The sequence below is a fragment of the Pseudomonas sp. PDM31 genome (assembly GCF_019218965.1).
GTDB lineage: Bacteria > Pseudomonadota > Gammaproteobacteria > Pseudomonadales > Pseudomonadaceae > Aquipseudomonas.
Genome location: NZ_JAHUWS010000019.1, coordinates 17,662 through 32,017, shown reverse-complemented (window position 1 = coordinate 32,017; position 14,356 = coordinate 17,662). Strand labels below are relative to the sequence as shown.

Sequence of the window (14,356 nt, the reverse complement as noted above, 5' to 3'; positions counted from 1 at the left end):
GGAGACTTACCCATGACTCACCCCCTCGACACCCTCTGGTACACCCGCTGTCCCGTCCCCACCGGGCTGGGCATCGCCGTGCAAAAAGGCTGGCTGCAAGAGACTGTTGGTGCCTTGGGCACGCAGGTGCAGTCATTGCGCGAATCCACCGACAAGGCTGTGCGCGAATCGCATTTCGATCACACCCTGCGCAACTCGGTACGCCACGGTGGCAACATCCCGGCGATCTGGGCCCGGGCTCAAGGCCGGGAGACGCGGGTCATTGGCCTGTCCTGGGCTGATGAAGTGCAACTGATCCTGACGCTTCCAGACAGCGGCATCAAAACCGTCAAGGACCTCAAGGGGCGCCGTTTCGGCTTGCCTGACTGGGCCGGTGCGCAGATCGACTTCACCCGCGCACAGGCCCTGCGCGGGCTGGAAAACGCCCTGTTGCTGGAAGGCTTGCAGGTCGGCGATGTGCAACTGGTGAACTACCGTTATGAGGGCACGTTCAGCGACCCGCAGGTCAGCACCGTGAACGGTACGCCGGTCAGCACCCAGCGGGTCGAGGGACGCAACCTGGAACTGGTCGGCCTGCTGCGCGGCGAGGTCGACGCGATTTTCCTCAAAGGCGCCAGCGCCGCCCGCCAGGCCCATGAGTTCGGCCTGCATACCGTGATCGACACCGGCTCGCACCCCGAGCCGCTGATCCGCAGCAACAACGGCACGCCTCGCACGCTGGCAGTGGATCTGAACCTGCTGGACAACCACTTCGATGTTGCCACCGGCATTCTCGATTCCGTACGCCGCGCCGAACTTTGGGCCCACACCCACCCGGAAGAAACGCGCCGCTACCTGGCCCGCGAAACCAACAGCAGCGAGTACTGGGTCAGCGCCGCTTATGGCAATGACGCACACCTGCGCTTGCGTACCGAACTGGATGAGCAAGCCATCGCCTCCCTGCAGGACTTCACCCACTTTCTGCATCGCTGGCGTTTCATCCCCAATAGCTTCGACGTGCGTGACTGGATCGATCGCCGGCCACTGGACGCGTTGCTGCAATCACACACCGCGCTGGCCGGATAACCCGCAAGGTTTCATGGACTCGAACTGAAGGCTTTTATGAGCAAACCACTCGATACGCTTTGGTACACCCACAGTCCGGTTCCCACAGGACTGGGCATCGCCGTGCAATCCGGTCGACTGGCGCAAGCCTTTCTGCCATTCGGCACCAACATTCAATCCCTGCGCGAGTCCAGCGAACGGGAAGTTCGCGAAGCACACTACGACCATCACCTGAAAAACTCGGTGCGCCACGGCGGTAATATCCCGGCCATCTGGGCCTACGCCAGCGGTGTACAGACCCGGGTGCTGGGGCTGTCCTGGAGCGACGAGGTGCAGTTGATCCTGACCACCGCAGAAAGCGGCGTGAAGACGGTTCGCGATCTGAAAAACCGCCGCTTCGGCGTGCCGAAATGGGCCAACGTGCAGATTGACTTCACCCGCGCCCAAGCCCTGCGCGGGCTGGAAAACGCCCTCAAGCTTGAAGGCCTTGAGGTGTCGGACGTAGAGTTGGTGGACTACCCCTATGGCGGTACCTACAGCGACGATCAGAAGCAGCATGTCTACGGTTCGGAAGTCAGCCTCGGTGTGACGCGCTTCAGCCGCCGCAACAACGAACTGATCGGTTTGTTGCGTGGCGACATCGACGCGATCTTCCTCAAGGGCGCGCATGCCGTGCACCTGGCCAACGAATTCGGCTTGCACGTGGTCATTGATACCGGCTCGCACCCTGACCCGCTGATTCGCTCGAACAACGGCACGCCACGGACGCTGACGGTTGACACGCGCTTGTTGAATGAACATTTCGATGCCAGCGTGAGGATTGTCGATACCGTGCTGCGCACCGAGCAATGGGCCTGGGCCAATCCGGACGAGACCCGGCGTTTTCTGGCCCGTGAATTGAACACCAGCGAATACTGGGTCGCTGCCGCCTACGGTGAAGACGCCCACCGGCGTTTACGCACGACGCTCGATACGCGTTCCATCGAGGCGTTGCAGGATTTCACTGACTTCCTGCACCGCTGGGACTTCATCCCCCGGCGATTCGATGTCCGGGACTGGATCGATTTCAGCGTGTTGGAAAATGTCATTGGTTCCACTTCCCGCCTGGCGGTTTGAAATCTTCGTCGCCCGCTACACCGCCATCGTCGGAACGCCGCCCGCAGCAAGCCGGCTCCTACAGAATCGGGTTCACACTGCGGACTTGTGGGAGCCGGCTTGCTGCGGGCGGCGTTCCGACGATAGCGTCTTCAAGGTCAACGAGTTGTTGACCTGGCAACACTCCCTCACTCAATGTTTGCTGCTCCAGCAACACCCGCCAAGCAACTTATGTTGAATCTTCGGCAAACGCTTTCAACGCGCAGTGGATTCAACTAAAAAAACCTTGAAACCCCTGAAAAATCACAACTTTATAAAATTTAATATCCTTTAAATACAGGCACTTAACAAAACTAAACCATCCATAAATTCAGTTGGCACGATCTCTGCTCTACCCCCATTAGTGAAACATTATCGGGGGAGACTTAAATGCATAAACTTAATCCAATCACCAAAAGTATCTGGCTAACCTTATTGCTGGCCGGGGGCGGCGTCAGCGAAGGATTGCTGGCAGCAGAAACCACAGAAACCGACACCAGCAAAACGGCCACCGAGCCTTCACTCAAGACCGTCACCGTCACCGCGCAACACCGCGAAGAAACCCTGCAAGAAGTTCCAGTGGCGGTATCGGCAGTTCAGGGCACCAGCCTGGTGGCCGATGGCGTGCGCAACATGGGCGATATCACCACCTTCGTGCCCAACGCATCAGCCAAGAACCCGGATGGCGACGGCCGACCACGCTGGTACATCCGCGGCCTGGGCACCGGTGACACCGGCGCCGCGACCGTGTACCCGGTGGGCATCTACGCCGACGACGTGTACCTGAACGCGCCGATCGCCGGCGGCGGGCCGTTGTTCGACCTGGAACGCATCGAAATACTGCGCGGCCCGCAAGGCACGCTGTACGGAAAGAACACCACAGCGGGCGCGGTCAATGTCATCTCCAAAAAACCGACCTTCGACACCGACGGTTTCGGCACGATCGGGTTTGGCACCAAAAACGAACGCATCGTCAGCGGCGCTCTGGGGGGAGCGCTGGTGGATGACAAACTCGCCGCCCGGATCTCGCTGTATTCCGAAGAACGCGACGGCTTCCAGGAGAACCTGGTGGATGACAACACCTACGGCGACGTCAACAAGAAAGCCGTACGCCTGCAGTTTCTTGCGCAGATAAATGATGATCTCGAGGCATTGCTGAAAGTCCACAGCCGCGAGTACAAAGGCGATGGCAGCAACGGCTCGCTAACCATCGGGCGCTACTACAACGTCGGCTATGAAAGACCCCGCGGGCGCGATATCGCCCTCAATGTCAATGAAGACTCCAAGCTCGATCATGACGGCACTTCGCTGACGCTGAACTGGCATCTCGGGGACTACACGCTGACCTCCATCAGCGCCTACGACTACATTCGCGGGCAGTCTACAAGCGACGCCGACTACACCCCTTATGAGGTCAACGGCGCGGCAATTGCCGACAACAAATACTCGCAATATTCCCAGGAACTGCGCCTGGCCTCGCCGCAGCAGGAAACCTTGCGCTGGTTGCTCGGTGCGCACTACTTCCACGAGGATCTCGACAGCTCTGCACAGCGCTTCATCACGCCAGGCCCTACGCCTAACGGCACCGGTTCGAACCAGACGGGCGGTGCCACTGACTTTCGTGACTTGAGCTACGACCACACCACGGACAGCTACGCGTTGTTCGGCAACCTGACCTACGACTTCACCGACAACTTCTCCGTGACCAGCGGCCTGCGCTGGACCCAAGAGAAGAAAGACATTGATCTCGACCTGACCCAACTGACCCGCATCACCGCCAACGGCCCGTTGGTGCCACTGGCGGGTGTTGGCACCAATGGCAATCGTCAGGAAGACAAGACCTGGGAAGCCTGGACCTACGACCTGACGCCGGAATACCGGTTCAACGACAACGTGCGCGCGTTCTTGCGCTATGCCCACGGTTTCCGTTCCGGCGGCTTCAACACTGGCCTGTCCACCAGCCTTTCGCAGCTGACCACGGTGGACCCTGAACAACTCGACGCCTACGAAATCGGCCTCAAGTCTGAATGGTTCGACCATCGCCTGACGGCCAACGCCAACATCTTCTACTACGACTATTCGGACATTCAGGTGAACCTGCTGACGGTCAATAACGGCGTGCTCACCACGGCGCTGACCAACGGCGCCAAGGGCACAGTCAAGGGCGCCGAGCTGGAACTCGAAGCCCAGCCGACCGATTACCTGCACTTGCGTGCGGCGGTCTCGTTCCTGGACACCGAATACACCGACTTCAAGAACACCAACCCCAACACAGGCGCCATCACCGGCGATTACAGCGGCAACAGCTTTGTACGTTCGCCGCGCAACGTAGTAGCGCTTGGTGCCGACTACACCTTCCCGCTGGAAATCGGCGGCAAGTTGGTCGCGGGGGGCGACGTGAGTTTCCGTGACAAGGAATACTTCCTCGCCGATCGCCAGAGCAGTGCTGACAAAACCCTCAGCCAGCCGCATTACACCCTGGCCAACACCCGCCTGACCTGGTTCAGCCCGGATGAAAAGCTCAGCGTCACCGGCTTCGTGAACAACGTCACCGACCGCCGCTACCAGGTCCACGGCCGTCCGAACGGCACCCTGGGCCAATACGTCATCACCTACGGCGACCCGCGCACCGTCGGCCTGAGCGTGACCAGCCGCTTCTGATTCCTGTGGCACCACGCAACCCCTTGTAGGCGCCGGCTTGCTGGCGATGAGGCCCCCGAGGTTTGCATCGCCCTTACGACCGCAATCGCTGGCAAGCCAGCTCCTACAGAACGTCTGCGATGTCCGGTCCTCCGCAATTACACAAAACCCTGTGGGAGCCGGCTTGCCGGCGATGGGCCCGCAAGCCTTGCATCGCCCTGACGACCGTCATCGTTGGCAAGCCAGCTCCTGCAACGCCTGGAAGGAATTCACCCATGTTCGATCACACCCCGTTGGCCGGCGCTATCGCGTTGGTCATTGGCAGCTTTGCCCTACCTGTCATTGCTGCCGAAACCAACCCCGGCGCAACCAGCGATCACCTGGACACCGTGGTCGTACTCGGCACCCGCCGAAGCGATGTCACGGCACTGGAAAGCGCCGCACCGATTGACGTTCTGTCTGGCGAGCAGCTGGAACAGACCGGCGCCAGCGACCTGTCCGGCGCCCTCACCGCGCTGTCGCCCTCGTTCACTTATCCGCAATCACCCCAGGGCGCCTTCGCCGGTTCCATCGCCCAAGGCGCGTCCTTGCGTGGGCTGGCGTCTGATCAGGTGTTGGTGCTGGTCAACGGCAAACGCCGCCATACCAGCGCCAACGTTACCCGCCAAAGCCTGGTCAATGGACGCGGCGCCGCAGCCGTCGATTTGAGCCTGATCCCTCTGAGTTCGATCCAACGCGTGGAAATCCTGCGCGACGGTGCGGCAGCCCAGTACGGCTCCGATGCCATTGCCGGGGTGATCAATATCGTGCTCAAGGAAAAGGACGAAGGGGGCAACCTCGGATACCGCTTCGGCGGCTACGACAAGGGCGATGGCATCCAGCGCAAACTCAGCGGCTGGAAAGGCTTCACCCTGCCCAACGACGGCTTCCTGACCTTGGGTTTCGACGCCGGCAGCCAGGACCCGGCCAGTGACACTAACCCGGACAACCGGATCTTCTACCCGGGCTCCACGAGCATCAACACGCCCCGCGAACAAAACAACCGTTACCGTACATGGCGCTGGGGCTCGGGCAATGTGTCGGACCAGTACAACTTTGCACTCAACAGCGAGGTCGGCATTGGCGAAGGTCTGACGGCCTACGGCTTTGCCACCTACTCCCACAAAAACACCGACGCCGAAGGCTTCTTCGACCCGCCCACCACCTTGCGCAACAACTACAGCAGCACCGCGCTGCAACGCTACCCGGACGGACGCCTGCCGATCACCCGCTACTCGCTGGAAGACTATGCATTGACCGGCGGCCTGCGTTACGAAGATGAGCAACTGGGCAAGTTCGACTTCGCCGTGAACTATGGCAACAACACCCTGGATTCCACCGACCGCAATGCGATCAACCCCAGCTGGGGTACCAGCAGCCCGCAAAGCATTTACACCGGCCAACGTGAGGCCGACCAGACCAACGTGACCCTGGACTGGGTGCGGGACTTGCCCACCGACCTGCTGTTCAAGCCGCTGACCCTCTCCGCCGGCGTGGCCTGGCGCCAGGAGAACTATGAACTGAGCGAAGGCGAAGCCGCGGGATGGCAGAACGGCCCGCTCTTCAACACCGTCGACCCGATTACGCGGCGACGCATTCCGGGTTACTACTCGGGCATTACCCAAGTCGATGCGGCCTCGCTGGACCGCGACGTATTGGGTGCCTACCTCGATGTCGAAGGTCAGATCACCGAGAAATTCCAGGCCGGGGTCGCGGCGCGCACCGAGCACTATTCGGACTTCGGCGACACCACCAACGGCAAGCTGTCCCTGCGTTATGACTTCACTGCGCAGATCGCCGCCAGGGCCACCGCCAGCACCGGCTATCGCGCGCCGTCGCTGGTGCAGAGCGGCTTGTCTTCGTTCAGCGTGCAGGTGGTGGAACAACCGCCGGGCAGCGGCAACTTTGTCGAAGTGCAGCAACGAACCCTGCGCGCCGACAGCCCCGAAGCAACGTTGCTGGGCGGCAAGTCGCTGAAGCCGGAAGAGTCGACCAGCTACTCCCTGGGCCTGGTCTGGCGCCCACTGGCCAATGCATCGGTGACGCTGGACGCCTACCGCATCGACATCGACAACCGCATCACCCTCTCTGACCAGTTGCCGGCGTCGGTGGTCTCGCCGATTTTCGCCGGGACACCGTACGCGAATATTCAAAGCGCGGCCTTCTACACCAACGTCGCCGACACCCGTACCGACGGTATCGAACTGGCGAGTAATTATCAGTTGGACCTGCAGCAATGGGGGCAACTGAACCTGAATGCCGGCGTGAGCCAGAACAACACCAAAATCACCGCTCTGCGCGACGTCGGCAATATCAGTGGCTCGCAGATTGTCGGCCGTACCACCCAGGGCCTGATCGAAGACGGTACCCCCAAATCCAAGCTGATCTTGAGTGCCAACTGGCTGTATGACGGTTGGGGCGTCACTGTCGCCCAGCGCCGCTATGGCGAATGGAAAAGCCTCAACGCCACCAACCCGACGCTGGACCAGACTTATAGCCCGCAATGGGTGACTGACCTGGACTTGTCCTACACCTTTGACAAAGCGCTGAAGGTGTCCGTGGGGGCGATCAACCTGTTCGATACCCACCCGGACAAGGCTGAAGGTACGCAGTTGTATGGCGTACCGAAGTACTCGATCACCAGCCCTGAGGGTGCCCAGGGCGCGTTCTATTACACCAGCGTCAGTTACGAGTTCTGAGTGGACTGCTGGTGGGGTGTTGCCCTGGCAGCAGCGGATGCTGACCAGGCATCAATTCCCGGTGTTCATTACGACGCCATCGCCGGCAGGCCAGCTCCCACAGGGTGGTGCATAACCTGTGGGAGCCGGCCTGCCGGCGATGGCGTCATCAGGTCCAGGCAGTATTTACCGGTACTGGCACAGCTCTTGCGATACCCCTTCGGTACTTCGCCGAAATAAGACCTGCCATGCGTATTCAACGACTGTTGTCCTCCCTGACCTGGCTCATCTCCCCTGTTGCCCTGCTGTTGCTCTGGGCGGTGGTGGCCGAGGCCGGGATTTTTCCGCGCAACCTGTTGGTCCCGCCCGCGCAGGTGTGGCGTACCTTCGAAGAGCTGTCAGCCAGCGGTGAGTTGCTCGACCACCTGCTCAACAGCCTGTCGCGTCTTGGGCTGGGATTCGCTATCGGCTCGTTGTCGGGCCTGGCGTTCGGCGTGCTCATGGCCCTGTCGAAAAACGTCGAGAACTACTGCTCGCCGCTGTTCCACACCCTGCGCCAGATTCCGAGCATCGCGTTGATCCCGATGTTCGTGCTGCTGTTCGGTATCGATGAAACCTTCAAGATCATCATCGTTGCCAAAACCGCCTTCTTCCCGGTGGCACTGGCCGCCAGCGAAGGCGTCAAAGCCATCCCGCGCAGCTACTTCGAAGTGGCTGACGTGTATCGACTGCGCTGGCCGACGTTCGTCCGCGAGATCGCCCTGCCGGCTGCCGCACCACCGATCATCACCGGGTTTCGCATCAGTCTGACCCGCGCCTGGGTGGTGCTGGTGGCCACCGAGTTGCTGGCCGCCGACAGTGGCCTGGGACAGATGATTGAAATGAGCCGGCAAATGCTGCGCATCGATGTGGTGATGGTTGGGGTGGTCGTCACGGGCGTGATCGGCTTTGTGCTCGACTTCAGTTTTCGCCAACTCGAACAGCGGATGTTCCGCTGGCAGACCCGCTAGGAGCCGCCGATGTCTCGACTATTTGCCAAATTGCGCGGCCTGTTGCTGCCGCTGTTGTTGATCGGCACCTGGGAGTACCTGTCACGCCAGGGCGCCGCCGGGGCTTACGCTTTTGTGCCGTTGTCGGCGATTGGCTCGGCCTTGATCGAACTGCTGGCCAATGGCGAGTTGCTGGTTAACCTGTTGGCCAGCCTGACACGTACCAGCACCGGCCTGGCCTTGGGCATTTTCTTTGGCGTATCGCTGGGGGTGCTGATGGCGCTGTCAGCCGTGGCCAATCGGTTGATCGGGCCGCTGTTCCACTCGATCCGCCAGGTTCCGATGCTTGGCTGGATTCCGCTGATTGCCATGTGGTTCGGCAACGGTGAGTTCTCCAAGGTACTGATCGTCAGCCTCGCGGCGTTTTATCCGATGGTCCTCAACACCTGGCAAGGCTTCAGCCATGTCGAGCAGCGCTACCGTGAAGTCGGTCAGGTGCTGGTCCTGAGCCGCTGGCAGCGGTTCCGTCATGTGCTGCTTCCGGCGGCGTTGCCGAGCATTGCCACCGGCGTGTTGCACGCACTGGCGTTTGCCTGGGTCACCGCCGTGGGCAGCGAGCTGTTTCTGTCTTCCGGCGCCGGCCTGGGCAACCTGATGATGAACGCCGAAGCCGGTTCACGCATGGAGGTCATCGTCCTCAGCGTGCTGTGCATTGGCCTCTGTGGCTACCTGATGACCCTGCTATTCACCCTTCTTAGCCGCCATTTGCTGCGCTGGCGCAACACTCGTTGAAAGGCCATTCCATGAACGCAATCGCCCAACATGCCCCGCTACACAGCACTTCATTGCAGTCGGGTGCGCTGCACATTCGCGGCCTGAGCAAGGCTTATCGGATCGAGGGCAATCCTCTGCCGGTGCTGCATAACATCAACCTCGACGTCCGCCCCGGCGAGTTCGTCAGCATCGTCGGTGCCAGCGGCTGCGGCAAATCAACCCTGCTGCGGCTCATTGTCGGGCTGGAAGCCGACTATGAAGGTGACATTTTGCTGGATGGCAAACGGATCGTCGCCACCAGCCTGGAGCGCGGGATCGTGTTTCAGGACCATCGTTTGTTTCCGTGGATGACCCTGAGCCAGAACATCGCCCTGGCCCTGAAAAATCATCCGTTGTCCGACGCAGAAAAACAGCGGTTGGTGGCCGAGCACATTGCCCTGGTCAAACTTGAAGGCTTTGAAAACGCCTACCCGCACCAATTGTCCGGCGGGATGGCACAACGAGCGGCCATCGCCCGTGCGTTGATCAACAAACCGAAAGTGCTTTTGCTCGACGAGCCTCTGGGCGCCCTCGACGCGCTGACCCGGATACGACTGCAGCACGAGTTGCAACGCATCTGGGTCCAGCAGCGCTGCACCGTGATCATGGTCACCCACGACATCGAAGAAGCGCTGTACCTGGGTGACCGGGTGATCGTCATGGACGCCCACCCGGGACGGATCAAGCACGAAATCAAGATAGATCTGCCCCATCCCCGGGATCGGGCTTCAACCGTACTACAAGGTTTCAAGGAACAACTGCTAGCGGAATTGGTGGGGCATTGAGCCTCGTAGCTATTCGTCGAAGCGTTGTAAAAACTGAAGATTCACAGGAGTACACAAATGGGCAATGTCCAGAGCCCCACAACGCTGCCACAGGTATTCCAAAGCCCCAGGCCCGGCGAACTGCTCGAGCTTGGCCGGGTCTTCCGCGAGCCCCTGTCGCAGTCACGTCTGCACAGCACGCCCAAGCGTGTGTTGAGCCGCCGCGAAGTGGCCTTGCTCGGGGTGTTTGCGCTGGTGCTGCATGGCGCAGTGATTGTCTGGGTCAACCAGGTACCAACGCCGCAACTGCCCGTGGTGCCGCCGGAGATTCCGCCGATGACCATCGAATTCTCGCAGCCGGCTCCACCGGTGGTGGAGCCTCCTGCGCCCGAGCCGATTGTGCAGCCGGTGGTCGAACCGCCACCACCGGTGGAGGACGAATTGGCCGTGAAACCGCCACCGCCTAAACCGATTCCCAAGCCCAAGCCGGTGGTCAAACCGGTGCCCAAACCGGTAGCCAAACCCGTGGCGCAGCAACCTGCCCCACCCGCTCCGCCACAACCGGTCGCTGCGCCAGCCCCAGAGGCCCCACCTGCTCCGCTACCGATCACCCCTGCGTCCGCCAACGCAGGGTACCTGCACAACCCGGCGCCGGAATATCCGTCAGTGGCGATGCGTCGCGGCTGGCAAGGCACGGTGTTGTTGCGAGTGCATGTTTTGGCCAGCGGCAAACCGGGTGAAATCCAGATCCAGAAAAGCAGCGGCCGCGATCAACTCGACGACGCGGCGCTGGCCGCAGTCAAGCGCTGGAGTTTCGTCCCGGCCAAACAAGGCAACGTCGCCCAGGATGGCTGGGTCAGCGTGCCCATAGATTTTAAGATCAAGTAGCAATCAAGACCCCTGCACCCTGGCAACAGCGGGCCACCCCACAAAAGGAGCGCCGCGACTCAGCAACCTATATCAGAGAACGAAGACCATGAATCTACTCGCATCCCCCTTCGAATCCATCGAACATGCCGTCATCTGGCTGTTGATCCTTTTTTCCGTCGCGACTTGGGGCTTGGCCTTGCTTAAAGGACTGCAATTCTTCCGGCTCAAGGCCCAGGATCGGAAATTCCACAAGCAATTCTGGGCCGCTTCGAGCCTTGAATCAGCAACCGAGTCCGCCAACAGCCTGCCGGGGGCCGCTGCTCGCGTCGCGCTGGCCGGTTATGCGGCGATTCAGGTCAGTGACAGCCAGGCAACCGACCTCAGCCAGTCGATCAATCATCAGGACCGTCTCGAACGTGCCCTGCGCCAGCAGATCGTACGTGAACGGCGTTCGCTGGAAAGTGGCCTGGCCATTCTCGCCAGTATCGGCAGTACCTCGCCCTTTATCGGGCTGTTCGGCACCGTCTGGGGCATCATGTCAGCGTTGAAAGGGATCAGTGCGGCGGGCTCGGCGAGCCTGGAAACCGTGGCCGGGCCCATTGGTGCCGCGCTAGTCGCCACCGGTGTCGGGATTGCCGTCGCCGTACCCGCAGTGCTGGTCTACAACTACTTTTTGCGTCGGCTGAAGCTGACGGCGGCAGATCTGGATGACTTCGCCCACGACTTCTACAGCCTGGCGCAGAAGCATTCATTCCGCGTGCTGCGGCATCCTGTACTGAGCAAGTCCAGCGCCACCGTCGCCGGGCAGAACGTCAAGGAGGCCTCCTGATATGGCCTTCTCTACACAAGACAGCGATGAAGTGCTCAGCGAGATCAATGTCACGCCCTTGGTGGACGTCATGTTGGTGCTGCTGGTGGTATTTATTGTCACCGCGCCGCTGTTGACCAACGCGATTCCGATCAATCTGCCGAAAACCGAGTCGGTCGCGCCAGTGGAACAGAAAGACCCGCTGGTGGTGAGCATCGACGACAAGGGCAAGGTGTTCATCAACAAGGATGAAATCCAGCCGGATTTGCTGGAAACCAACCTCAAGGCCGCCAAGACCAAGGACGCCGAAGTCCGTGTGCAATTGCAGGCCGACAACGGTGTGAATTATGGCGAAGTAGCCCGTGCCATGGCGTCGATCGAGCGGGCCGGGATTACAAAACTGTCGGTGATTACGGCGAAGTAGTTGATCGGTGGCCAGAGGCGTAACGTTCTTCCGGAGGCGATCCGATGAAGAACAAGAATTGAGTCTCTCAGCAGATCGACCCGCATGTTCCAGGCAATGGAACATGCGGTTGGAGTGATCGGTGGCCATGGCTACTTCGATGCCGCCTTTAACCTGGAGCTTATGCAGCGCCTCCTCGGTCCCTCCAGTGAGAAAGCCAGTTTCATCTCATGCGATGCACCATCACTGAAATCGCCCGGCGCGTTGGCGTATCGAAAGCCGCGATCATTCAAGCCCGCAACCGTCGCTGACCGCCATCGCCATCGCCTGGCGGCACTTCGGCGTCCGTTTGGGTCTTTTACCGACCCTTAAATAAACGCCAACCCTGCTCGCGCCCCACGCACCGCGGCCATGTGCTGCTCGGCCTGGGGCAGCAGGTAGCTGAAAAAGAACCCCGCTGTTTCCCGTTTGACGGCGCGCAGTGGATCGTCCTCAGGCAATTGCTGCGAGACCCGTGCCGACCGTGCCCAGGCCAGCGCAAGCAAGGTCAGGCCGCAAAGCTGAAGGAAATTCCCTGCAGCTCGATATGGGTACTCAACATCTTCAAGTGATATCTCACGCACCTCGCCAACCAGCACGTGAAGCTCACCACACAGGTTCACCAGTTGTGCAGCAAAGCCGGCGCACTGTGGCAGTTCGGCGCCCAGCCTGGACTCCTCGCGCAATTGCGCCAACAACAGGTCAAAAGCCTGCCCCTGATCGCCCAATACCTTGCGTAGCAGCAGGTCGTTGGCCTGAATCTCGTTGCTACCTTCGTAGATCATGGCGATACGGCTGTCGCGCAGGGTTTGCTCGATGGCAAATTCGGTGACGTAACCGTAGCCGCCAAACACCTGCAAGGCGTTGCTGGCTTGGCGAAAACCCTGTTCGGTAAAAAACGCCTTAATGATCGGCGTTAGCAGTTGCGCCAGTTGCCCGGCTTGTTGCCGAGCCATTAGCTGCGGGTCATGTTCGGCCTGGTCCAACAGGTGTGCGACCCAATAGCCGATAGCGCGCATGCCTTCGCTGGTGGCGCGTAATTCGAGCAGGACGCGGCGCATTGCCGGATGGTAGTGGATCGGATCGGCCGCCTGCGCCACGACCCCGGCCGGTCTTAACGGTGCACGCATCTGCTGGCGCTCACTGGCGTAGCTACGGCAGTTCTGCCAGGCCGCTTCGCTGTGCCCCAGACCTTGCAGACCTACGTGAAGGCGTGCTGAATTCATCATCACGAACATCGCCTTCAAGCCACGATTGACCTCGCCAATCAACCAACCCTGGGCCGCCTCGAACACCAGGGAACAGGTGGCACTGCCCCTAATCCCCATCTTGTGCTCGATACCGTCGCAGGCCACGCCGTTGGCCTGACCTTGATTCAATAACTTCGGCACCAGGAACAGCGAAATCCCGTGGCTGCCAGTTGGCGCTCCCGGCACGCGAGCCAGCACCAGATGCAGGATGTTGTTGGTGAGGTCGTGCTCGCCGCCCGAGATAAACAGCTTGCTGCCACTGAGCCGATAACTGCCGTCGTCCTGAGGTTCGGCGCGACAGCGTAGCAGGCCGACATCACTGCCCGCTTGGGGCTCAGTCAGGCACATGGTGGCCAAGGTTTCGCCACTAATTATCTCGGGAAGATAGCGCTCCTGCAGCCACGCGGCTGCGTGGGTCTTCAAACACAGATAGGCGCCGTGGGCGATGCCGGTGTACATGGCCCAAGCGTGGTTGCTGGCGTAAAGCATCTCTTGCAACGCCGCGTCGAGCACCTGCGGCAAGCCTTGTCCACCCAGCGCTTCGGCACAGGCCAGGGCCGGCCAACCGCCTTCGACATAGGCCCGATACGCGTCGCAAAAGCCATCCGGAGTAGTGACCCGTCCCTCAGCCAAGCGGCAACCCTGACGATCGCCAATGCTGTTTAACGGCGCCAGGACGCCACTGCTGAAACGCCCAGCTTCCTCCAGCACCTGCACGGCCAGCGGCAAATCCAGCGCCTGGAATACCGAACTTCGACGCCACGCTTCGGGCGCCTGCAGCCAGTACTCAAGAACAAATCGCATATCGCGCAAGGGCGCCTGATAGCTCCACATGTGAAACCTCATAGGGTAGTGAACAGGTGACATCCGTCGCTACGGGCGGGC

Annotated in this window: 11 protein-coding genes; 10 read left to right on the top strand and 1 reads right to left on the bottom strand. The window is 60.7% G+C overall.

Going from position 1 to position 14,356, the window contains the following annotated elements; genetic code table 11:
• Positions 1-12 precede the first annotated feature (12 nt).
• From KW839_RS26525 to KW839_RS26480, 10 genes are all read left to right on the top strand, one after another.
• Positions 13-1,065, top strand: coding sequence for an ABC transporter substrate-binding protein (locus KW839_RS26525; RefSeq protein ID WP_218425942.1), 1,053 nt, complete (start codon positions 13-15; stop codon positions 1,063-1,065).
• Positions 1,066-1,101: 36 nt separating this feature from the next.
• Positions 1,102-2,160, top strand: coding sequence for an ABC transporter substrate-binding protein (locus KW839_RS26520; RefSeq protein ID WP_218425941.1), 1,059 nt, complete (start codon positions 1,102-1,104; stop codon positions 2,158-2,160).
• Between the two features lie 408 nt (positions 2,161-2,568).
• A complete protein-coding gene (locus tag KW839_RS26515; RefSeq protein WP_218425940.1) occupies positions 2,569-4,839 on the top strand; it encodes a TonB-dependent receptor in 2,271 nt (756 codons plus the stop codon).
• 254 nt (positions 4,840-5,093) lie between these two features.
• On the top strand, positions 5,094-7,556 hold the full coding sequence (locus tag KW839_RS26510; RefSeq protein WP_218425939.1) for a TonB-dependent siderophore receptor: 2,463 nt from the start codon (positions 5,094-5,096) through the stop codon (positions 7,554-7,556).
• Positions 7,557-7,783: 227 nt separating this feature from the next.
• Entirely contained in the window at positions 7,784-8,545 is a 762-nt protein-coding gene (locus tag KW839_RS26505) for an ABC transporter permease (protein WP_218425938.1), read from the top strand.
• Between the two features lie 9 nt (positions 8,546-8,554).
• Entirely contained in the window at positions 8,555-9,316 is a 762-nt protein-coding gene (locus KW839_RS26500) for an ABC transporter permease (protein ID WP_218425937.1), read from the top strand.
• 11 nt (positions 9,317-9,327) lie between these two features.
• Complete coding sequence (locus tag KW839_RS26495) at positions 9,328-10,122, top strand: ABC transporter ATP-binding protein (RefSeq protein WP_218425936.1); 795 nt, start codon at positions 9,328-9,330, stop codon at positions 10,120-10,122.
• 57 nt (positions 10,123-10,179) lie between these two features.
• Entirely contained in the window at positions 10,180-10,989 is an 810-nt protein-coding gene (locus tag KW839_RS26490) for an energy transducer TonB (RefSeq protein WP_218425935.1), read from the top strand.
• 88 nt (positions 10,990-11,077) lie between these two features.
• Positions 11,078-11,800, top strand: coding sequence for a MotA/TolQ/ExbB proton channel family protein (locus KW839_RS26485; protein WP_218425934.1), 723 nt, complete (start codon positions 11,078-11,080; stop codon positions 11,798-11,800).
• 1 nt (position 11,801) lies between these two features.
• Positions 11,802-12,203 carry a biopolymer transporter ExbD gene (locus KW839_RS26480; protein WP_218425933.1) on the top strand — a complete coding sequence of 134 codons (402 nt, stop codon included), beginning with the start codon at positions 11,802-11,804 and terminating at the stop codon, positions 12,201-12,203.
• A 347-nt stretch (positions 12,204-12,550) separates the two neighbouring features.
• Here KW839_RS26480 and KW839_RS26475 read toward each other — a convergent pair whose 3' ends face one another.
• Positions 12,551-14,305 carry an acyl-CoA dehydrogenase gene (locus KW839_RS26475; RefSeq protein ID WP_218425932.1) on the bottom strand — a complete coding sequence of 585 codons (1,755 nt, stop codon included), beginning with the start codon at positions 14,303-14,305 and terminating at the stop codon, positions 12,551-12,553.
• Positions 14,306-14,356: the final 51 nt, after the last annotated feature.

Bases quoted from the DNA above. Each gene is read 5' to 3' on its own strand.
- KW839_RS26525 (WP_218425942.1), top strand. From the start codon at position 13: ATGACTCACCCCCTCGACACCCTCTGGTACACCCGCTGTCCCGTCCCC.
- KW839_RS26520 (WP_218425941.1), top strand. From the start codon at position 1,102: ATGAGCAAACCACTCGATACGCTTTGGTACACCCACAGTCCGGTTCCC.
- KW839_RS26515 (WP_218425940.1), top strand. From the start codon at position 2,569: ATGCATAAACTTAATCCAATCACCAAAAGTATCTGGCTAACCTTATTG.
- KW839_RS26510 (WP_218425939.1), top strand. From the start codon at position 5,094: ATGTTCGATCACACCCCGTTGGCCGGCGCTATCGCGTTGGTCATTGGC.
- KW839_RS26505 (WP_218425938.1), top strand. From the start codon at position 7,784: ATGCGTATTCAACGACTGTTGTCCTCCCTGACCTGGCTCATCTCCCCT.
- KW839_RS26500 (WP_218425937.1), top strand. From the start codon at position 8,555: ATGTCTCGACTATTTGCCAAATTGCGCGGCCTGTTGCTGCCGCTGTTG.
- KW839_RS26495 (WP_218425936.1), top strand. From the start codon at position 9,328: ATGAACGCAATCGCCCAACATGCCCCGCTACACAGCACTTCATTGCAG.
- KW839_RS26490 (WP_218425935.1), top strand. From the start codon at position 10,180: ATGGGCAATGTCCAGAGCCCCACAACGCTGCCACAGGTATTCCAAAGC.
- KW839_RS26485 (WP_218425934.1), top strand. From the start codon at position 11,078: ATGAATCTACTCGCATCCCCCTTCGAATCCATCGAACATGCCGTCATC.
- KW839_RS26480 (WP_218425933.1), top strand. From the start codon at position 11,802: ATGGCCTTCTCTACACAAGACAGCGATGAAGTGCTCAGCGAGATCAAT.
- KW839_RS26475 (WP_218425932.1), bottom strand. From the start codon at position 14,305: ATGTGGAGCTATCAGGCGCCCTTGCGCGATATGCGATTTGTTCTTGAG.